Source organism: Streptomyces sp. NPDC002328 (assembly GCF_042890065.1).
Taxonomy (GTDB): Bacteria; Actinomycetota; Actinomycetes; order Streptomycetales; family Streptomycetaceae; genus Streptomyces.
Genome location: NZ_JBIARQ010000004.1, coordinates 552,045 through 570,164 on the forward strand (window position 1 = coordinate 552,045; position 18,120 = coordinate 570,164).

Sequence of the window (18,120 nt, forward strand, 5' to 3'; positions counted from 1 at the left end):
ATCCGGTCGTGAGACAAGAGAGACCTCTGATGTCCGACAAGCCCTCCGTGCTGTTCGTCTGTGTCCACAACGCCGGCCGTTCCCAGATGGCCGCCGCGTGGCTGACCCACCTGGCCGGGGACCGCGTCGAGGTCCGTTCCGCCGGCTCCAACCCGGGCGCGGGCGTCAACCCGGCCGCCGTCGAGGCCATGGCCGAGGTCGGCATCGACATCTCCGCCGAGGTCCCGAAGATGCTCACCGTGGACGCGGTGAAGGAGTCGGACGTCTGCATCACCATGGGCTGCGGCGACACCTGCCCGGTCTTCCCCGGCAAGCGGTACCTGGACTGGGATCTGGAGGACCCGGCGGGCCAGGGCGTCGAGGCCGTGCGTCCGATCCGGGATGAGATCAAGGTGCTGGTCGAGGGCCTGATCAAGGAGATCGCCCCGGAGCCCCAGGCATGAGCACGGCGGCGGACATACGCAACGTCATCGTCATCGGCTCCGGTCCCGCCGGATACACCGCCGCCCTCTACACCGCTCGCGCCTCGCTGAAGCCGCTGGTCTTCGAGGGCGCGGTCAAGGCGGGCGGCGCGCTGGTGCAGACGACCGAGGTGGAGAACTTCCCCGGCTTCCGCGACGGCATCATGGGCCCGGACCTGATGGACAACATGCGCGCTCAGGCCGAACGCTTCGGCGCCGAGCCTCACCTGAGGTCACTCAGCGTGTTCCGGGCAGCGGTGACTCCGACTATCACCACTCCACGGAACTAGGCACCCCTGGGGAGATTCTGGGGAGTATCCGCGCTGCTGGGGAGCGCGTGGGGAGGATCGAGCGCATAAGACTGCACGCGCGTTAAAGACGCTGAAAGAGGTAACACCGCAGGTCAGCCACGAGGGCAACGGCATCACCACAGGTCAGCGCTCCTACGTGGACAACTTCACGACGTACGTGCCCAGGTCGTCGGCCTCCACGACGCCGGGGACGGAGCCCCCGGACCGCAGCGGGGTCACGTATCGAACAGCAGTCACATCGCGCAGCACACCGGCCAGCCTGGTGCAGCCCGTCGCCCGGCCCGGTTGAGTTTTCGTGCGCGGGGATCACGCGTCGGCCAGGGGGTTGGGCAGGGGCAGATAGCGGGCGTCGGCGCCGTCCGCGCCGGTCCAGCGCAGCAGGAGGTTCGTCTTGCCGGGCAGGGTGGGCGCGGCGAGGAGGGCGCGGACCTCGGGGAGGTCGTGCCGGGCCAGCTCGCGGCGGACGGCTGGCCAGGGGTCCAGGCCGGGGCGGCGTTCGGCGAGGGCGGCGGCGACCTCGGTGAGGTGGTTGACGACCAGGCAGTACACGAGCCGCTCCCAGCCGGCGGCCCGCGGGACGTCCGTCAGTAGCTTGACGCCCTCCGCGTCGCGGAACAGGGCCTGCACCGGCGTCCCGTCGGCGTCGACCGCGACCAGGGTGTTCTGGAGGTGCGCCTCCAGGACGACGCCGTGGTAGGCGAAGGCGTCGAGCACCGGGGGGACGACGGCGGCGAGATACGCCTCCCACCAGGCCTCCGGATCCGCCGCGCCGTGCAACGGGCTGCCCGTGAAGCCCTCCACAAGGCCTGCGGCGAGCAGCGGGGTCGCGCCGGGCAGGACGTGCTCGCGCAGGCCGTCGCGGACCAGCACGGCCAGTTCCTCGAAGGCGAAGTCGGCGGTGCGGTAGCAGCGGTCGCTCAGCCAGGCGGCGGGGCCGCCCACCGCCTGGCCGCCGGCGGTGGAGAACGCGCGGGTGACGGCCGCGTCGGTCCGGCGGAGCCTGCGCAGGTCGTGCCGCCACAGCCGGCGGATGTCGTTGGTGATGCGCACGTCAAGGCTGAACTTCAGGAACAGGTCGGGCCCGGGTGCGTACAGGGTGCGGATCGCGGCCGTCGGCCAGGTGTCGAAGGCGGTGGCGCCGAGCCGGACCAGGCGGCCGTCGGCGAACGCGGGCGCGAGGGCGCGGCGCGCCAGGTCGAGCTGCCAGGGGTGGGTGGGCAGCAGCCGGTAGCCGGGCGGGGCCTCGCCGAGGGCGTCGAGCGCGGAGGTGTCGCCCTCCTCGACGACCGCGTCCTCGCGCAGCCCGAGCAGGACCAGCGGGAAGCGGGCGTGCGCCTCGGGCGCGTACGGCAGCCAGGCGGACGCGGGGCCGCCGCCGCGCGCCTTGGGGGCGGGGTGGTGGGGGTGGCCGGTGAGGAGGGACTGCTCGGAGCGCTGGTAGGGGTCGTCGGGCGGGGTGGCACGCGCGCGTGCGGTGAGCAGGGCGGCCACCGCGTCCCGGCTGTCGAGCATCTCGGCGGGCAGTTCGTCGTTGGCTAGGCCGGTGTGGCAGCGCAGTTCTTCGCAGACCAGCCGGACGAGACGGGCGTGGTCGAGGCGGTGCCAGGCGCCGGCCGTGTACGCCTCGGGTTCGGCGGGTCGCCGGGTGCCGCGCACCCGCAGCAGGCGGCCGGAGGGCAGCCGGTACACAGGGCGTCCGCCGCGCTCGGGAAGCGGTTCGGCCACCTCCCGCAGCAGGCAGTTCAGCAGTGGCGCGGCCGCGCAGGCTTCGGCGCGGGCGGCGAGGCCGTCCCGTCCGGCTCGGTCGGCGGGCGCCATGGCCTCGGCGGGTGGGGGGATGAGGTCCACGCGTTGTACTCGTTCCCTACGGTTCTTCTCGGGCGGAGACGATCAGTATCGCTGTCGTCACGAGCCGTCCGTGACGCCCTACCCGTACCCGAGGAGCCCGCCCGTGCACCGTCCCCCCACCGCCGAGGCCGAGGTGGCCGCCGAACTCGACGCCGTGCGCCCCGCGCTCGCGCCCCGGTTCGCGGCCGAGCTGCCGGGGGCCCGCGCGGCCGTGCTGACGCGCCTGTGGCGGGCGTTCGCCCATGAACCGCTGCCCTGGATCGAGCGCCGGGAGCCGGGACGGGACGGCCTCGCCCTGCGCCTTTCGGACGGCCGCCGTCTGCACGGCCCGCACGCGGATCCGTACGCGACGACCGGCTGTGTGACGGAGGTGCGGCTCGACGGAGTGGCGTACGACGATCCCGCGCGGCTGACGACGGAGCTGGCCGTTCCGTCCGGAGGCGGCTTCGCGGCCGAACTGGGGCACAGCGTGGCGTCGTTGGCGCTGTCGCGAGCCGATGCGGGCCAGGGGGAAGCGGGTGAAGCTCACTCGGACGAGTGGCCCGTGCACGACTGGGAGTGGGAGCAGCGGGTCGTGGACGGTCATCCGTACCACCCCAACTGCCGTTCCCGGCCGGGTTTCTCGGTGGCGGAGCAGCTGGCGTACGGTCCGGAGCACCGCCCGCCGCCGGTCCGGCTCGGGCTGCTGCCGGTGCCGGCCGGGGAGTGTCTGGTCGCGGGCGACTGGCCGACCGAACTGCGCGACGGGGACGACCTGTTGATCCCGGTGCATCCGTGGCAGGCGGCCCATGTCCTCAAGCGGTCCTGTGCGCCGGGTCCTGCCGCGCATCCGCTGATGTCGTTGCGCACGCTCGCGCTGCCGGACGGCCCGCATGTGAAGACGTCTCTCAGCGCCCGGCTGACGTCCTCGGTGCGGGACATCTCGGTCGGCTCGGTCGCCTCCTCCGCGGTGCTGTCGGCGTTCGCCGAGACGCTGGCGGCGCGCACGGACGGTCTGCTGCACACGACGCGGACGCTGGGCGCGGTCACCGCCGACTCCCCCGATCTGGCGGCGGTGTTGCGCGAGTCGCCGGCCGTGTACGCGGGGCCGGGCGAGCACGTGGTGCCGGTCGCCGCGCTCGCCACCACGGAACTGCCGTCCAGGCCGGGCTGGTTGGTGGAGTTCGCACGGCTGGCCCTGATCGTCGGGCTGCGGTTGCTGGAGCTGGGCGTGGCGTTGGAGGCGCACGGGCAGAATCTGCTGGTCGTGCTCTCGGCGTCGGGCGCGCCGCTGCGGCTGGTCTACCGCGATCTGGCCGACATCCGCGTCAGCCCCGCCCGGCTGGCGCGGCACGGCGTGCCGCTGCCGGAGCTGCCGGAGCGGATCCGCACGGACGACGAGGAGGCTCTGCGGCGCAAGCTGTTCGGCTCGCTCGTCGGCGGCGCGCTGGCGGGCACGGCGGGCGGCCGGGAGGCCCTGCGGGCGGCGCTGACGACGGCCGTACGGGGGCTGCCGCGCACCCCCGACCTCGACGCGCTGTGCGAACGGCCGCTGCCGGCCAAGGCGTTGACGCTGATGCGGCTGTCCCCCGGAGTGCCCGGTGACCAGTGGACGGTACTGCCCAATCCGCTGCGCCCGCAGGGGTTCTGAGGTCGTTTTGTGGCGGAGCGCCTCTGATCAATAGGATCCGCCGATGATCAGAACACAACGGCTGGCGGCCGGCGCGGGAGCTCTGCTCGCCGCGCTCGCGGCCGGGATCGCCTGCCCGTCGGGCGCGGTCGCCGACGAGACCACAGCCAACGCTCCGAAGGTCGACCTGGTCCTCGACGTCAGCGGTTCGATGCGGGCCAAGGACATCGACGGCGGGACGCGGATGGCCGCGGCCAAGCAGGCGTTCAACGAGGTGCTCGACGCCACCCCGAAGGAGGTGCAGCTCGGCATCCGCACCCTCGGGGCCAACTACCCCGGCGACGACCGGCAGACGGGCTGCAAGGACACCGCGCAGCTCTACCCGGTCGGCCCGCTGGACCGCACCGAGGCCAAGACGGCGGTGGCGACCCTCACGCCCACCGGCTGGACCCCGATCGGCCCCGCGCTGCTCGCGGCGGCCGGCGACCTCGACGGCGGTACCGGTTCGAAGCGCATCGTGCTGATCAGCGACGGCGAGGACACCTGCGCGCCGCTCGACCCGTGCGAGGTGGCCCGCGAGATAGCAGCCAAGGGCATCGGTCTGACCATCGACACGCTCGGCCTGGTCCCCAACGTCAAGATGCGCCAGCAGCTCAGCTGCATCGCCGAGGCCACCGGCGGCACCTACACCTCGGTGGAGCACACCGACGAACTCGCCGACAAGGTCAACCAGTTGGTGGACCGGGCGGCCGACCCCGTGGTGACGCCGGTCGCCGTCGGCGGCGCGGACTCGTGCACCAAGGCCCCGACGCTGAAGTCGGGCCTGTTCACCGACCGTGAGGAGTTCGGCCGGCAGCGCTGGTACCGGGTCGACGTCGAGCCGGGGCAGGAACTGCGCGCCTCGGTGAGCGTGTCGGCCGACCGGGCCGTGAACCCCGCCCACGGGGTGCTGCTGCGCGCGGTCACCGTGCCCGGCCGGGAGATCGTGCGGGGCGAGGCGGCGGGCAACGGCCGTACGGACGTCGTCTCGACCGGTCTGCGCTATCCGAAGGCGGAGAGCGACGACGAGGACGCGCCCGCCGAGACGGTGTGCCTCCAGGTCACCCACTCCTTCTCCCCGGCCGCCGGGGTGAAGACCACGCCCGGTCTGCCGCTGGAGCTGACCGTGGACGTGGTCGACGGCCCGTCGCGGGCGAGCGACGTGGCCTCCTTCGGTCTGGGCCGCGGCTGGTGGCTGCTCGGCGTACTGGTGCTGGCCGGCTTCCTCGCGGGCCTGCTGTGGGGCTGGGCGTCACGCTGGCGCATCGCGATCTGGAGGACCAACTGATGGGCATCACCCGTGTGTTGAGCGCGACGCTGCTGGCGCTGGGCCTGGCGGCGACGCCGGCCGCCGCCGACTCGACGCCCTCGGCGAGCCCCTCCGAGGACAGTTCGTCCCCCACCCAGGCGGGCACCTCCTTCCGTACGGCGACGGAGGTCGAGCAGGGGCAGAAGGCGACCGCGAGCGCGTCCACCGGCGACTACCTGTACTGGTCGTTCCCGGCCGACGCGGGCCAACGGCCCACCGTGAAGGCGACGGTGAAGCTCCCCGAGGGGCACACCGGCCAGACATGGCAGGTCGACGTCTACGACGGCCTGCGCCGCCGCCAGGCCTGCCAGTACGGCGCGCAGACGCGCACCGCCGCCGCGGGCGCGGCCTCGCTCGAACTGGCCTGCGTGCTGCGCACGGTCCGCGCCTGGTCCGAGCCGTGGGCCAACGACCCGCTGCCGGGCACGTATTACGTCCGTTTGACCGCCGTCGGCCTCAAGACGGCCGACCTCGGGCTGCCGGTCGACGCCGAACTGCGGGTGGACTCCAAGGACATGGGCGGCGCGGCGGCGGTGGACGGCAGTCTGGCCGAGCCGCTGGTGCCGGGCATCGCGGTCAAGCCCGAGGCGGAGAAGGAGGATTCGTCCTCCGCTGTGCTGTCGAGCATCGAGCCGGACGACGGCTGGTCGTCCGGCTGGTGGTCGGACCGCTGGGTGTGGACGGCGATCGGCGGCCTCCTGGCGGCGCTGGCCGGCATCGGCGGCTACACCCTGACGCGCGGCGCGGGCCGCCCGCCGAGGGTGCCGCCGACCGCCTGAACGCCTCCCTCCGGGAGGCCGCGCGCCGTTCAGGCCTCTCGGAGGGTCTCCCGGAGGGCCTCGGTTCAGGGGCTCCCGGAGGGCCTCAGCTCAGGGCCTCCCGAAGGGCCTTCGCGAGGGGGCCCTCGCCTTCCACCGCGACCCGCCCCGCCCGCACCGCGTCCAGCAGGGTCGACTCCCCCTGGGCCACGCCCGCGCAGGCGGCGGCGTCCAGGGTCAGGCGGGCGTCGGGTTCCACGGGCGCGGGCCCGTCGCCGTAGACAGGGCCCTCCCCGCCGGCCACGAACAGGTGGAACTCGCCTTCCTCCAGGCGGACTTCGACGGTTCCGCCGCCCACATCGCCGCCCACGCCCTCCAGTGAGCGCAGCAGCGGCAGCGCGAACCAGTGCGCGCGTACCGCGTCGGTGGGCCGCCGCTCCCCCAACTCCGCCTGGCCCCACTCCCCCAGCGCTTGAAGCACCGGCAGCAACTGCCGTCCGCGCGGGGTGAGTTCGTACACGTAGGCGGCGCCGGGCGGCGGCAGCCGGCGGCGGACGCAGATCCCGTCGCGTTCCATGTCCTTCAGCCGCGAGGCGAGTACGTCCGTGCTCACGCCCGGCAGGTCGGCGTGCAGATCGGTGTAGCGGCGCGGACCGGCGAGCAACTCCCGGACGATCAGCAGGGTCCAGCGGTCGCCGACGGCGTCGAGCGCGCGGGCGGCGGAACAGTACTGGTCGTAGCTTCGGCGACGAGACATGCGAGGCAGTCTAGACATGTCGTTGGACTTTCCAAGCGGGGACTTGGTAAAACCAAGTAACATCAGATACCGGAGGAGCGAGCGCGCATGGAGTTCCGGCAGTCGAACAAGCTCAGCGAGGTCTGCTACGAGATCCGCGGCCCGGTGGTCGAGCACGCCAACGCGCTCGAGGAGGCGGGCCACAGCGTGCTGCGCCTGAACACCGGCAACCCGGCGCTCTTCGGCTTCGAGGCGCCGGAGGAGATCCTCCAGGACATGATCCGGATGCTGCCGCAGGCGCACGGCTACACCGACTCGCGCGGTGTCCTCTCCGCCCGCCGGGCCGTGGCCCAGCGCTACCAGACCCTTGGCCTGGCGGTCGGCGTCGACGACGTCTTCCTCGGCAACGGCATCTCCGAGCTGATCTCGATGGCCGTGCAGGCGCTGGTCGAGGACGGCGACGAGATCCTGATCCCGGCCCCGGACTTCCCCCTGTGGACGGCGGTGACGACCCTCGCCGGCGGCAAGGCCGTGCACTACCTGTGCGACGAGCAGTCCGACTGGTACCCGGACCTGGACGACATGGCGTCGAAGATCACCGACCGGACCAAGGCGGTCGTGATCATCAACCCGAACAACCCGACCGGGGCCGTCTATCCGAAGGAGATCGTCGAGGGCATCCTCGACCTGGCCCGCCGCCACGGCCTGATGGTCTTCGCCGACGAGATCTACGACCAGATCCTCTACGACGACGCCGTCCACCACTCCGCCGCCGCGCTCGCCCCCGACCTGGTGGTCCTGACCTTCTGCGGGCTGTCGAAGACGTACCGGGTGGCGGGCTTCCGCTCGGGCTGGCTGGTGGTCACCGGTCCCAAGCAGCACGCGAAGGACTACCTGGAGGGCCTCACCATGCTGGCCTCCATGCGCCTGTGCGCCAACGCGCCCGCCCAGTACGCCATCCAGGCCGCGCTGGGCGGACGCCAGTCCATCCACGAACTCACCGCGCCCGGCGGCCGGTTGCGCGAACAGCGGGACGTCGTCTTCGAGAAGCTCAACGAGATCCCGGGCGTCTCCTGCGTGAAGCCCAAGGGTGCGCTGTACGCCTTCCCGCGCCTCGACCCCGCGGTGCACCGGATCCACGACGACGAGAAGTTCGTCCTGGACCTCCTCCTGCGCGAGAAGATCCAGGTGGTCCAGGGCACCGGCTTCAACTGGCCGACCCCGGACCACTTCCGCATCCTGACGCTTCCCCACGCGGAGGACCTGGAGGCGGCGATCGGCAGGATCGGCCGGTTCCTGAGCGGCTACCGGCAGTAGGTTCCCGCAACGCTCACCCGAGCGCGACCTCGCACCACACCGTCTTGGTGAAGCCGTCCCCCCACGTCACTCCCCAGTGGCTCGACAGGGCCTCGACGAGGAGCAGGCCACGGCCGGACTCGGCGTCGGGGGCGGGCGGTTGGAGGGTTCCGGGGGTGGGCGGGCGGCGGCCGGGGCGGGGGTCCGTCACCTCGATGCGGAGGGTGGTGTCCTCCGGGTAGAGCGTCAGGCGGAGCCGGAAGTCACGGCCCCGCTCCCTGCCGTGCCGTACGGCGTTCGTCGCGAGTTCGGCGACGAGGAGTGCGGCCGTGGCGTTCGCGTCCGTCGCGTAGGGCCGGCCCCAGGTGTCGAGTTGTTCGGCCGTCAGACGGCGGGCGAGCCGGGCTCCCCTGGGGGTGGCGGAGAGCCGGACCGCGAACTGACGCGCGGTGGGGGCGGGCTGGGCGATCTCCAAGTTCATGTCACTCAGCGTGGTCGGTCGACTCTACTCTGAACAGGAACATCGGCGGTACGCAGCGTCACTGTCCGGTCGCCGTCCGGGTCTGTCCGGGCGGCGACGCGTGACGCGTGGGACCGGTCATCAAGATGTTCCGGGAGCGGAAGGGCTGGACGCAGGCCGAGTTGGGGGCGGCGATCGGGTACAGCGAGGAACAGGTCTCCTCGGTGGAGCGGGGACGGCGCGCGCCGAAGCCGCAGTTCCTGGAGGCGGCGGACGAGGCGCTCGGGGCGGGCGGGCTGATCGCCGGGTTGCATAAGGACGTGGAGGAGGCCCGGTACCCGAAGAAGGTGCGGGATCTGAAGAAGCTGGAGGCGGAGGCGGTCGAGATCTGCGCCTACGACAACTCCGTCATCAACGGGTTGTTGCAGACGGAGGAGTATCTGCGGGCGGTGTTCCGCTCGCGGCGACCGGCGTTCTCCGAGGAGATGCAGATCCTTGAGCTGCGCTACGGCGTCATCCGGGCTCAGGCGCTTCCCCCACAGGAGTCGCTGGCCTTCATCGAGAAAGTTCTTGGAGAGACATGAGCGCAAAGTCCTCGGCGGATCCCAGCTCCGAGCTGAAGTGGTTCAAGAGCAGCCACAGCACGGACGACGGGCCCGCCTGCGTCGAGGTCGCCTTCGCCTCCAGCACCATCCACATACGGGACTCGAAGAACCAGCGAGGCCCACAACTCGCCGTCGGCGCAACCCAGTGGGCCGCCTTCCTCTCGTACGCCGCCGGTCGCTGACGGGGAGCGTGGCGTCGGCGTCGCAAGGTGCGTTGTGCGAGTCTGTGTCGTATGGGTGATCTTTTTCTCGTACGGCACGGGGAGACCGCGTGGTCGCGCTCCGGTCGGCACACCGGATCGACGGACGTCCCGCTCACCGAGCACGGCCGGGACGAGGCGCGGCGGCTGGTCCCGCTCATCCGCTCGCACCGGATCGGGGCCGCGTTCGTCAGCCCCGCGCAGCGGGCGCGGGAGACGGCCGAGCTGATCGGGCTCGACCCGCACGAGCCGCAGGTCGACGCGGACCTGCGGGAGTGGGACTACGGCGGCTACGAGGGCATCACCACCGTCGAGATCCAACGCGAGCGGCCCGGCTGGTTCCTGTTCACGGACGGGGTCGCGCCGGGGCCGCCCGAGCATCCCGGGGAGAGCCCGGAGCAGGTCGGGGAGCGGGCCGACCGGATGCTGGCCAAGGTGGACGCGGCGTTCGCGAACACCGAGGGGTGCGTGGTGCTGGTGGCGCACGGCCACTTCCTGCGGGTCCTCACCGCGCGCCGGCTCGGGCTGCCCCCGTCTGCGGGCGCGCTGTTCCAGCTGGCCACGGGCACGCTGTGCCGACTGGGGACGGAGCACGGCCGTCCGGTGATCGCGGGGTGGAACATCCGTCCGGGCGGCTGACGGACGCGCACGGTCGCCGTCTCGTCCCGGGAGGTCCGTGCGGTCCCCGTTGTCAGACCCTCGTCGTAGCCTTCGGAGCGGTGGGCGAAGTGTTCGTCCCCGCCGACCGGAGGGAGCACGCCGTGACACGACCGCCGACCGCCGCGCAGCGGCGTGTGATCGACGCCGCCGATCCCGTCACCGGGCGGCTGCGGGGTACGGAGGCGCAGCTCGCCGCGCTGGTCGGGCGGGGGCTCGCCTTCCGGCACCCGCGTCCGCCGCACGACTGTTTTCTGACGCCTGCCGGGCATCGGATACGGGAGTCGCCGCCCGAGCCCTCCGTGCCCGCCGCATCGTCCGCCGATCCGTCCGCCGCTTCCGATGCCGCCGCCCGTGAGTCGTCCGGCGCGGGCGGGGTGTTCGCCGCGCGGGTCGGCGGTGAGGAGGCGGCGGTGGCCGGGCCGTCCCGGGCCCGGGAGGTGCACAGCGCCTGGCAGGGGCTGCTGGAGCTGCGCCGGATGACCAATCCGGACGGCGCGGTGGACCGGCCGTGCGGGTGGGAGCGTACGCATCTGGTACGGGCCGCCGCGCTCGCCCTGGAGGCCGCCGGGCACCGCCCCGCCGGACCGGACGCCGACGGCTACCGGGTCCGCGCGACACCGCAGCCGGACGCCGTTGCGGTGCGCGGGCCGGACGAGAGGACGCGGCGGGCGTGCGCGGCGACACTGGAGGGGGCGGGCTGGCAGGTCGGCGAGCACACCGACCCCCGCACGAGAGACCGCTATCTGCTGGCGTCGCCCCGGCGTGTGTGAGGGACATGCCAAGATCAGGGGACGTGCCCAGAGACACGAGCAGGGGGAGCCAGCAGTGAGCGAGCCGTTTTCCGTCCGGATCACCGTCCGCGGCTATGAGACCGACATGCAGGGCCATGTGAACCAGAGCGTGTACATCAACTACGCGGAGCACGCGCGCTGGTCGTTGCTCCGGGCCGCCGGCGTCACCCAGGCCGCGCTGCTCGACCGGGGCGTCGGACCGGTCGCCCTGGAGACGACCATCCGCTACAAACGTGAGCTGCTCGCCGGCGACGAGGTCGACGTGACGTGCGTGTTCGCGTGGGGCGACGGCAAGACGTTCCGCATCGAGCAGGTCATGCGCAGGGCGGACGGCACGGTGGCGGCCGAACTGACGGCGGTGGGCGGGCTGTTGGACCTGAAGGAGCGGCGGATGGTGTCCGATCCGCAGAGCCACTTCAAGGAACTGGCGTCCGACCCGAGCCTGTTCGGGCTCTGACCGCTCTGACGGACGGCGTCACCCGAAGGCCGCTCGACGGTCCTGGGCCCACTCGCGGTAGGTCCGCGCCGGACGCCCAAGCAGTTCCGGCACGTCCTCGGTGACGACGGCGTTGCCGCCGCCGCGCACGAAGGCGTTGCCGGCCAGGACGCCGTCCGCCTCGGCCTCCTGAAGACCCCAGGCGAGCAGCCACTCACGCGCCTCCTCCGGACTGAGGTCCCGGGTGGCGACCGTCCTGCCGAGGACCTCGGCGAGCACGGCGGCCTGCCCCGGGACGCTGATCGTCTCCGGCCCGGTCAGCGTGTACGTCCGCCCGGCGAGCCGGCCGTCGAGGAGGACCCGCGCCGCCGCCTCGGCCACGTCACGCGGGTCGATCACTCCCTGCGCCCCGTCGCCGCTCATGTTCGGCACCGGCTCGCCCGCCCTGATCGGCTCCGCCCAGCTCAGCGTGTTCGAGGCGAACGACGAGGGCCGCAGGACGGCCCACTCGGCCCCGCTCTCGCGCACGGCCGACTCGCCGGGCAGATGCCAGGTGCCGAAGCTGCCCAGGCCGGGGTCGCCGGTCGCGATCGCGGAGAGCTTCACCAGCCGGGCGACCCGCGCCGACCGGGCCGCCGCCACCAGCGCCTCGTCGTGGTGGGTGTCCGGGCCCGGGACGCCCACCAGGAACGCGGCCTGCGCTCCGGCCGCCGCCGCCTCCAGGGAGCCGGGGTCGAGGTAGTCCCCACGCGCCACCTCCACCCCCGAGGGCAGCCCGGCCGCCTTCGCCGGGTCGCGGACCAGCGCGCGCACCTTCTCGCCGCGCGCCGCCAACTGTCGTACGAGTTCACTGCCGATGGTGCCCGTGGCACCGGTCACGAGGATCATGGCTCTCACAGTGCCGGGCGTCGGCAGCGCGTCTCTAGGAGATTCCGGCACGCTTGCGCCGCCCGCCGGGGCCTCCCCGGCGCTTACCGTGGAGCGGTGACGAACGCCCTCGCCGAGCACTCCCTGACCGTCCCCGAACGGGCGCGCCCCTGGATCGCCGGCCTCGGGACGGTGCGGGTCACGGGCCCCGTCGAGGACGCCTTCACCCACCCGCCGGACACCGCGACCCAGGTGGTCGTCCGCGTCCGGGACGACGGACGGCGCGACACGCTGGTCGTCGGACCGCGCACCCGGGCCACGTACCACGCGGACGCGGAGCAGCGGGTGGTGTCGTGCGTGCGCATGCGTCTGGGGCCGGGGGCGGCGCGCCCGCTGCTGGGCGTGCCGGCCGTGGACCTCGTCGGCCGGGTGGTGCCGCTGGGCGCCCTGCCGTCCGGCGCCGCCCGTGCGCTGGCGCGCGAACTGGCGTACCGGGAGCCAAGCGAGGCCGCGTCCGGCCTCGCGGATCTGATCCCGTCCCCCACCGACCGCTCCCGCGACCGCGAGCGGCTGCTGCGCGCCGCCGTCGCCGCCCTGTCGACCCGCCGGGACCGCGCGCCGGCCGCCGTACGGGACGTGGCGCGCGAACTGTCCGTCAGCGAAAGGCAGTTGCGCAACCTCTTCGCGGAGGGCGTCGGCCTCTCCCCCAAGCACTTCGCCCGCATCGACCGCGTACGGCACGTCCTCGACCACGCCCTGTCCGCCTCGTGGGCCGAACTCGCCGCCGTCACCGGCTATTACGACCAGTCGCACATGACGGCCGACTTCCGCACCCTGATGGGCGTGCCGCCGCGGGCGTTCTTCACGGGGCGGCTCCCACGGGCCACGCCCTGCCGAGCGGTCCCGTGAGCCGGCGGGTGACGCGGAATTCGCGTGCGCCGCACCCCGCGCACCTGCGATGCTCCCGTCCCATGCCCGCACGACGTGTCAAACCCAGCCTGTACATCTCCGTGGACGTCGAGGCCGACGGTCCCATCCCCGGCCCGTACTCGATGCTCAGCCTGGGGGCCGCGGTCGCCGGTGTGCAGGACGCGGACGGCTTCACCGCCGCCGATCCCGCCGCGCGGACCTTCTACCGCGAACTGCGGCCGATCAGCGAGGAGTTCGTGCCCGAGGCGCTGGCCGTGAGCGGGCTCGACCGGAAGCGGCTGGGCAGGGAGGGGCGCGAACCGGCGGCGGCGCTGCACGAGTTCGCCCGCTGGGTGCGCGGGGTGAGCGAGGGCGCGCAGCCTGTGATGTGCGGCTATCCGGCGTCGTACGACTGGACGTTCCTGTACTGGTATCTGATCCGGTTCACCGGGGCGAGCCCGTTCGGGCACTCCGGCTGTCTCGACATGAAGACGCTGTACGCCACCAAGGCGGGGCTTCCGCTGCGGGCGGTGGCGAAGGGCAACATGCCGCGTGAGCTGCTGTCGAAGCGCCGCCACACCCACCACGCCCTCGACGACGCGATCGAGCAGGCCGAGTTGTTCGCCAACCTGATGGCGTGGGCGGGGCCCGCGCCGTCTTGAAGCCGCCGCCCGGTGACCCGCCCCATGGGGCCGCCCGCCCCATGGGACCGCCCCGCCTCGCTCAGGACCCGGCGGCGATCCGTGCCAGCCGCTGGGCCTCCTCGCGGGTGGAGCGGGCGATCGCGTCCTCGTCGGCGGTCAGCAGCCGTCCGTCCTCGACGATCTGACGGCCGTTCACGAAGGAGGCGGTGACCGGGGCCGCCGCGCCGAAGACCAGCGCGGTCACCGGGTCGGCGATGGAGGCGTGGGCGAGGGTGTCCATCCGCCACAGCACCAGGTCGGCCAGCTTGCCCGGCTCCAGCGAGCCGATCTCCCCTGCCCGGCCCAGAACTTGGGCTCCGCCGTAGGTGCCGAGCCGCAGTGCCTGGCGGGCGTTCAGGGCGGCCTCGCGGTGAGCGCCGAGGCGGTTGACGAGGAGCGCGTTGCGCAGCTCGGTGTGCAGTTCGCCGGACTCGTTGGACGCCGTGCCGTCGACGCCGAGGCCGACCGGGACGCCGGCCGCGAGCAGGTCCGGGACCCGCGCGATCCCCGCCGCCAGACGGGCGTTGGAGGAGGGGCAGTGGGCGACGCCGGTCCTGGTGCGGGCGAAGGCGTCGATGTCGGAGTCGTTCATGTGGACGCAGTGCGCCATCCACACGTCCTCGCCCAGCCAGCCGGTGGACTCGAAGTAGTCGGTCGGGCCCATGCCGAACAGCTCGTGGCAGAACTTCTCCTCCTCGACCGTCTCCGAGCCGTGGGTGTGCAGCCGCACGCCGAGACGGCGGGCCAACTCCGCTCCCTGTCGCATCAGTTCGGTGGAGACGGAGAAGGGCGAGCAGGGTGCGACGGCCACCTGGGTCATCGCGTCGAAGGAGGAGTCGTGGTGCCGCTGTACCGTCTCCTCGGTGACGGCGAGGGCGTCCTCCAGGGACTCGACGGCGAAGTCGGGCGGCAGCCCGCCGTCCTTCTCGCCGCGGTCCATGGAGCCGCGCGCCAGGGTGAAGCGGACGCCCATGTCGCGGGCGACGCCGATGATCGCGCCGGCCAGGTCGCCGGAGCCGCGCGGGAAGACGTAGTGGTGGTCCATGGCGGTGGTGACGCCGCCGCGTGCCATCATCGCGAGCGAGCCCTGCGCGGCGGCGCGGACCATCGGCTCGTCGATGCGCGCCCAGGTCGGGTACAGCGCGACGAGCCAGTCGAAGAGGTTGTGGTCCGTGGCGAGGCCGCGGGTGATCCACTGGTAGAAGTGGTGGTGGGTGTTGACCAGGCCGGGAGTGACGAGGTGCCCGGTGGCGTCGACGCGGCGCACGACGTTCTCCAGGCCCTCGGGGGCCCGGCCCGCGCCGAGCGACTCGATCCGGTTGTCCGCCACGACCACGTGGCCCGAGGCGTGTTCGGTGTCGTTCGCGTCCACGGTCGCGATCGCCGCGTTCTCGATGACGATGCGCTGAGCCATCTTGTCCGTCCTCACAGGTTGGTCAGGTCGGCCGGGATCCGGGCCTCGCAGCCGTCCCGCAGGACGGTGGCCTCGATCAGGCCGTAGGGGCGGTCGGCGGCGAAGTAGACCTCGTTGTCGTTCTCCAGGCCGAACGGCGTGAGATCCACCAGGAAATGGTGCTTGTTGGGCAGGGAGAAGCGGACCTCGTCTATCTCCGGGCGGTGGTCGACGATCCGGGAGCCCATGGCGTACAGCGTCTGCTGGAGGGACAGCGAGTACGTCTCGGCGAAGGCCGACAGCAGGTGCTCCCGGGTTCGCGCGTAGGACTCGTCCCAGTCGGGCACGGGCTCGGCGTCGTCGGCCCAGTGGTAGCGCCAGCGGGCGGAGACGTCGGTGGCCAGGACGCGGTCGCGGGCCTCCGGGAGCGTCGTGTACTCGTCCCTGACGTAGCCCCAGAACTCGGAGTCGGTCGAGTTCAGCACGGTCAGGTCCTTGAGCCCGGAGACGACCTCCCAGCGCTCGCCGTCGTAGGCGATCTGGGCGAGCCGGGTCTCCTGGCCCTTGCGGACGAAGGAGTGCGCGCCCTCGCCGGGGGTCTCGACGCGCTCCCAGGCGTACTCCTCGATCCGGATCCGGGCCCGGTGGATGGGCTCCTGGGAGGTGACGAAGTGGCGGGCGAGGTGGATGCCGAACTGCTCGGCGGAGTCGATGCCGTGCTTCTTGGCGAACGCGTACACCGTGTTCTTGGTGGTGTCGGTCGGCAGGACGTTGGCGTTCGAGCCGGAGTAGTGGACCTCCTCCATGTCGCCGCTCAGCGACACGGAGACGTTGAGGTCCTTGATGTGGTGGGTGGCTCCGTCCCGCGTGATCTTGACGACCCGGTTCTCGGCCTTGCCGTACTGGTTCTGTCCCAGCACCGGGCGGCCGGGGCGGGAAGTGTCTGCCATAGCTAGCTCCCTCGGTATACGGAGTAGCCGAACGGGTTGAGCAGCAGCGGTACGTGGTAGTGCTCGCCGGGCACGACGGCGAACGTGATCGCCACCTCCGGGAAGAACACGCCGGGGCCGCTGTCCCGATCCGCGGGGGCGTCCTGCCGCGCCTCGGCTCGCTTGTCCTCGAAGTACGGTTCGACCGCGAAGTCGAGTCTCACATGGGTGATCCCTTCCGGCAGGGCCGGGAGGTCCTTGCAGCGGCCGTCCGCGTCGGTCGCGGAGCCGCCGAGCGCCCGCCAGTCGGCGTCGCGCCCCGCGCGGGCGGAGATCCGGACGGCGACTCCCCCGGCGGGGCGGCCGACGGAGGTGTCCAGGATGTGCGTGGACACCGAGGCGGTCGTGCTGGTGCTCATGCTGCTCTCAGTCCCCTTCGGCTTCGACGGCCTCGACGGCCTCGTCGGCTTCGGCGGCTTCGACGATGCGGGCGAGCCGGATGCGGTTGATCTTCCCCAGCTCGGTGCGGACGATCTCCCGCTCCCGCTCCGGAGTGTTGCCGATCCGTTCCCTCACGGCGTCGCGCATCTGCTCGCCGGTGCGGCCGGTGGCGCAGATCAGGAAGACGTGCCCGAACCTCTCCTGGTAGGCCAGGTTGAGGTCGAGCATCTCCGCCCTGAGCGCCTCGGAGGCGCCGGCCATGCCGCGCTGTTCGCGGGCCGAGGTGGGGTCGCCCGGGGCGGGGCGGCCGATCGGCGGGTGCCCGGCCATCGCCTCCTCCAGGTCCGCGGTCGTCAGCTCGGCCATGGCGGCGTCGCTCGCGGCGTAGACCTCGTCGGCGGTCGCGTAGGGGCGGGCGGCCAGCAGACGCCGGGCCCACGCCGTGGAGGCGCAGGCCTCGTGGAGCGCGGCGCGGGCCGTGGACTCCGCCAGGCCGTTGAACCGCACCAGGCCCGGGGGCGTGGAAGTCGACGTCACGGGAGCCTCCGTGGCCGCGAACGGCCGTCGTACGAACGGGCTGCGGTCAGCTAACGCCCCCGCACGTCACCACGTCAACAGTTTGTTGAAAATTCCGGGTTACGGAGGGTGACGAATGGATCGGCGACGGGCGGATCGGCGTCGAGCGGATCGGCGTCGGTCGCGCTCAGCCCTTGTCGCGGTTGAGGTAGTTGTAGACGGTGAAGCGGCTCACCCCGAGCGCGCTCGCCACGGTCTCCACGCCGTGCCGTACGGAGAAGGCGCCGCGCGCCTCGAGTATCCGGACGACCTCCTGCTTGGCCTTGCGGTCCAGATCAGCGAGGGGTTCGCCCTGCCGGCGCTCCATGGCGGCCAGAATGTGGTCCAGGGAGTCGGCGAGCTGCGGCAGCCGCACGGCGACGGCCGCCGCCCCCTCCCAGGAGAGCACGACGTCCTCGGGGCCGGCCTCGTCCGGCGGGAGCAGCTCCCCGCCCATCGCGTCGACCAGCGGCTTCACGGCCGCGATGAAGGCCTCGTCCCCGGCGCCGGTCACCTCCCGTCCTCCCCGACCACGTTGAGCTGGAGGGAGACGCGGGTGGCGCCGGACTGGAGGGTGCGGCGCAGCACGGCGTCCACGGCGGCGAGGACGGCGTCGGCGCGGCCCTCCACGGTGTTGCCGAACGGGCCGACGTCCACGGCGTCCAGGTCGGCCGCCTCGATCACCTCACGCGCGACCAGCGCGTGCGCGGGCGGCTCGTCGAGGTCGAACGGCTCGGTCGTGAACTCCACTCTCAATCGCACGCGCTCAACCTAACGCCCGGGATCACTCCGCGCCGCCGTGAACGGTGGAGCGCCTGTCCGGC

General features: G+C 72.7%; 22 protein-coding genes and 1 pseudogene. 13 read left to right on the top strand and 10 right to left on the bottom strand.

Features of this window, described 5'->3' with window-relative positions; translation table 11 throughout:
• Positions 1 to 29: 29 nt before the first annotated feature.
• Both ACFYX4_RS14950 and ACFYX4_RS14955 read left to right on the top strand, forming a co-directional pair.
• Complete coding sequence (locus ACFYX4_RS14950) at positions 30 to 443, top strand: arsenate reductase ArsC (RefSeq protein WP_389331596.1); 414 nt, start codon at positions 30 to 32, stop codon at positions 441 to 443.
• Positions 440 to 682 (top strand): annotated as a pseudogene (locus ACFYX4_RS14955) (NAD(P)/FAD-dependent oxidoreductase); the annotation flags it as partial. The gene ACFYX4_RS14950 and the pseudogene ACFYX4_RS14955, both read left to right, overlap by 4 nt.
• A gap of 396 nt (positions 683 to 1,078) precedes the next feature.
• Here ACFYX4_RS14955 and ACFYX4_RS14960 read toward each other — a convergent pair.
• Positions 1,079 to 2,590: an IucA/IucC family protein gene (locus tag ACFYX4_RS14960; protein ID WP_389331774.1), complete on the bottom strand. Its 1,512-nt coding sequence runs from the start codon at positions 2,588 to 2,590 to the stop codon at positions 1,079 to 1,081.
• Positions 2,591 to 2,723: 133 nt separating this feature from the next.
• Here ACFYX4_RS14960 and ACFYX4_RS14965 point away from each other — a divergent pair, with 133 nt between their 5' ends.
• From ACFYX4_RS14965 to ACFYX4_RS14975, 3 genes are read left to right on the top strand one after another with little or no spacing between them, the layout of a single operon-like run.
• The gene (locus tag ACFYX4_RS14965; protein WP_389331599.1) at positions 2,724 to 4,250 is read left to right on the top strand and encodes an IucA/IucC family protein; all 1,527 of its coding nucleotides are present in this window, start codon (positions 2,724 to 2,726) and stop codon (positions 4,248 to 4,250) included.
• A gap of 43 nt (positions 4,251 to 4,293) precedes the next feature.
• A complete protein-coding gene (locus ACFYX4_RS14970; protein ID WP_389331602.1) occupies positions 4,294 to 5,556 on the top strand; it encodes a VWA domain-containing protein in 1,263 nt (420 codons plus the stop codon).
• Positions 5,556 to 6,356, top strand: a complete 801-nt coding sequence (locus tag ACFYX4_RS14975; RefSeq protein WP_389331605.1) for a hypothetical protein — start codon at positions 5,556 to 5,558, stop codon at positions 6,354 to 6,356. Before ACFYX4_RS14970 ends, ACFYX4_RS14975 begins: the two co-directional genes overlap by 1 nt.
• 85 nt (positions 6,357 to 6,441) lie before the next feature.
• Here the strand turns inward: ACFYX4_RS14975 and ACFYX4_RS14980 are convergent, their stop codons facing one another.
• The gene (locus ACFYX4_RS14980) at positions 6,442 to 7,092 is read right to left on the bottom strand and encodes a winged helix-turn-helix transcriptional regulator (protein WP_389331608.1); all 651 of its coding nucleotides are present in this window, start codon (positions 7,090 to 7,092) and stop codon (positions 6,442 to 6,444) included.
• A gap of 87 nt (positions 7,093 to 7,179) precedes the next feature.
• On the opposite strand from ACFYX4_RS14980, the gene ACFYX4_RS14985 reads away from it, so the two are divergent.
• The gene (locus tag ACFYX4_RS14985) at positions 7,180 to 8,388 is read left to right on the top strand and encodes a pyridoxal phosphate-dependent aminotransferase (RefSeq protein WP_389331611.1); all 1,209 of its coding nucleotides are present in this window, start codon (positions 7,180 to 7,182) and stop codon (positions 8,386 to 8,388) included.
• 13 nt (positions 8,389 to 8,401) lie between these two features.
• Here the strand turns inward: ACFYX4_RS14985 and ACFYX4_RS14990 are convergent, their stop codons facing one another.
• Positions 8,402 to 8,848, bottom strand: a complete 447-nt coding sequence (locus ACFYX4_RS14990) for an ATP-binding protein (protein ID WP_389331614.1) — start codon at positions 8,846 to 8,848, stop codon at positions 8,402 to 8,404.
• A gap of 107 nt (positions 8,849 to 8,955) precedes the next feature.
• Between ACFYX4_RS14990 and ACFYX4_RS14995 the strand changes: the two genes are divergently transcribed.
• The 5 genes from ACFYX4_RS14995 to ACFYX4_RS15015 all read left to right on the top strand — a co-directional run bounded on the left by ACFYX4_RS14995 (position 8,956) and on the right by ACFYX4_RS15015 (position 11,540).
• Complete coding sequence (locus ACFYX4_RS14995; protein WP_389331617.1) at positions 8,956 to 9,411, top strand: Scr1 family TA system antitoxin-like transcriptional regulator; 456 nt, start codon at positions 8,956 to 8,958, stop codon at positions 9,409 to 9,411.
• Positions 9,408 to 9,614, top strand: coding sequence for a DUF397 domain-containing protein (locus ACFYX4_RS15000; protein ID WP_389331620.1), 207 nt, complete (start codon positions 9,408 to 9,410; stop codon positions 9,612 to 9,614). Before ACFYX4_RS14995 ends, ACFYX4_RS15000 begins: the two co-directional genes overlap by 4 nt.
• 51 nt (positions 9,615 to 9,665) lie before the next feature.
• The gene (locus tag ACFYX4_RS15005) at positions 9,666 to 10,271 is read left to right on the top strand and encodes a histidine phosphatase family protein (protein ID WP_389331623.1); all 606 of its coding nucleotides are present in this window, start codon (positions 9,666 to 9,668) and stop codon (positions 10,269 to 10,271) included.
• A gap of 122 nt (positions 10,272 to 10,393) precedes the next feature.
• Complete coding sequence (locus ACFYX4_RS15010; protein WP_389331626.1) at positions 10,394 to 11,062, top strand: hypothetical protein; 669 nt, start codon at positions 10,394 to 10,396, stop codon at positions 11,060 to 11,062.
• Positions 11,063 to 11,117: 55 nt separating this feature from the next.
• Positions 11,118 to 11,540: an acyl-CoA thioesterase gene (locus tag ACFYX4_RS15015; RefSeq protein WP_389331629.1), complete on the top strand. Its 423-nt coding sequence runs from the start codon at positions 11,118 to 11,120 to the stop codon at positions 11,538 to 11,540.
• 18 nt (positions 11,541 to 11,558) lie between these two features.
• Here ACFYX4_RS15015 and ACFYX4_RS15020 read toward each other — a convergent pair whose 3' ends face one another.
• Positions 11,559 to 12,416, bottom strand: coding sequence for an NAD(P)H-binding protein (locus tag ACFYX4_RS15020; protein WP_389331632.1), 858 nt, complete (start codon positions 12,414 to 12,416; stop codon positions 11,559 to 11,561).
• An 87-nt stretch (positions 12,417 to 12,503) separates the two neighbouring features.
• Here ACFYX4_RS15020 and ACFYX4_RS15025 point away from each other — a divergent pair, with 87 nt between their 5' ends.
• Positions 12,504 to 13,295, top strand: coding sequence for a helix-turn-helix domain-containing protein (locus ACFYX4_RS15025; RefSeq protein WP_389331635.1), 792 nt, complete (start codon positions 12,504 to 12,506; stop codon positions 13,293 to 13,295).
• A 62-nt stretch (positions 13,296 to 13,357) separates the two neighbouring features.
• Complete coding sequence (locus ACFYX4_RS15030; RefSeq protein WP_389331638.1) at positions 13,358 to 13,957, top strand: 3'-5' exoribonuclease domain-containing protein; 600 nt, start codon at positions 13,358 to 13,360, stop codon at positions 13,955 to 13,957.
• 61 nt (positions 13,958 to 14,018) lie between these two features.
• On the opposite strand, the gene ACFYX4_RS15035 is transcribed toward ACFYX4_RS15030, so the two are convergent.
• From ACFYX4_RS15035 to ACFYX4_RS15060, 6 genes are all read right to left on the bottom strand, one after another.
• Entirely contained in the window at positions 14,019 to 15,392 is a 1,374-nt protein-coding gene (locus ACFYX4_RS15035; RefSeq protein ID WP_389331641.1) for an 8-oxoguanine deaminase, read from the bottom strand.
• Between the two features lie 11 nt (positions 15,393 to 15,403).
• Positions 15,404 to 16,321, bottom strand: a complete 918-nt coding sequence (pucL, locus tag ACFYX4_RS15040) for a factor-independent urate hydroxylase (RefSeq protein WP_389331644.1) — start codon at positions 16,319 to 16,321, stop codon at positions 15,404 to 15,406.
• 2 nt (positions 16,322 to 16,323) lie between these two features.
• Entirely contained in the window at positions 16,324 to 16,719 is a 396-nt protein-coding gene (gene uraH, locus ACFYX4_RS15045) for a hydroxyisourate hydrolase (RefSeq protein WP_389331647.1), read from the bottom strand.
• A gap of 7 nt (positions 16,720 to 16,726) precedes the next feature.
• Positions 16,727 to 17,278: a 2-oxo-4-hydroxy-4-carboxy-5-ureidoimidazoline decarboxylase gene (uraD, locus tag ACFYX4_RS15050; protein WP_389331650.1), complete on the bottom strand. Its 552-nt coding sequence runs from the start codon at positions 17,276 to 17,278 to the stop codon at positions 16,727 to 16,729.
• Between the two features lie 166 nt (positions 17,279 to 17,444).
• On the bottom strand, positions 17,445 to 17,810 hold the full coding sequence (locus ACFYX4_RS15055) for a helix-turn-helix domain-containing protein (protein WP_389331653.1): 366 nt from the start codon (positions 17,808 to 17,810) through the stop codon (positions 17,445 to 17,447).
• Positions 17,807 to 18,058: a thiamine-binding protein gene (locus ACFYX4_RS15060; RefSeq protein ID WP_389331656.1), complete on the bottom strand. Its 252-nt coding sequence runs from the start codon at positions 18,056 to 18,058 to the stop codon at positions 17,807 to 17,809. The genes ACFYX4_RS15055 and ACFYX4_RS15060 overlap by 4 nt, the downstream gene beginning before the upstream one ends.
• Positions 18,059 to 18,120 lie beyond the last annotated feature (62 nt).

Excerpts from the sequence above, each read along its gene's own strand:
- ACFYX4_RS14985 (WP_389331611.1), top strand. The coding sequence starts at position 7,180 with ATGGAGTTCCGGCAGTCGAACAAGCTCAGCGAGGTCTGCTACGAGATC.
- ACFYX4_RS15035 (WP_389331641.1), bottom strand. The coding sequence starts at position 15,392 with ATGGCTCAGCGCATCGTCATCGAGAACGCGGCGATCGCGACCGTGGAC.
- ACFYX4_RS14980 (WP_389331608.1), bottom strand. The coding sequence starts at position 7,092 with ATGTCTCGTCGCCGAAGCTACGACCAGTACTGTTCCGCCGCCCGCGCG.
- uraH (WP_389331647.1), bottom strand. The coding sequence starts at position 16,719 with ATGAGCACCAGCACGACCGCCTCGGTGTCCACGCACATCCTGGACACC.
- ACFYX4_RS14960 (WP_389331774.1), bottom strand. The coding sequence starts at position 2,590 with ATGGCGCCCGCCGACCGAGCCGGACGGGACGGCCTCGCCGCCCGCGCC.
- ACFYX4_RS14970 (WP_389331602.1), top strand. The coding sequence starts at position 4,294 with ATGATCAGAACACAACGGCTGGCGGCCGGCGCGGGAGCTCTGCTCGCC.
- ACFYX4_RS14975 (WP_389331605.1), top strand. The coding sequence starts at position 5,556 with ATGGGCATCACCCGTGTGTTGAGCGCGACGCTGCTGGCGCTGGGCCTG.
- ACFYX4_RS14990 (WP_389331614.1), bottom strand. The coding sequence starts at position 8,848 with ATGAACTTGGAGATCGCCCAGCCCGCCCCCACCGCGCGTCAGTTCGCG.
- ACFYX4_RS15000 (WP_389331620.1), top strand. The coding sequence starts at position 9,408 with ATGAGCGCAAAGTCCTCGGCGGATCCCAGCTCCGAGCTGAAGTGGTTC.
- ACFYX4_RS14950 (WP_389331596.1), top strand. The coding sequence starts at position 30 with ATGTCCGACAAGCCCTCCGTGCTGTTCGTCTGTGTCCACAACGCCGGC.
- ACFYX4_RS15030 (WP_389331638.1), top strand. The coding sequence starts at position 13,358 with ATGCCCGCACGACGTGTCAAACCCAGCCTGTACATCTCCGTGGACGTC.
- ACFYX4_RS15005 (WP_389331623.1), top strand. The coding sequence starts at position 9,666 with ATGGGTGATCTTTTTCTCGTACGGCACGGGGAGACCGCGTGGTCGCGC.
- pucL (WP_389331644.1), bottom strand. The coding sequence starts at position 16,321 with ATGGCAGACACTTCCCGCCCCGGCCGCCCGGTGCTGGGACAGAACCAG.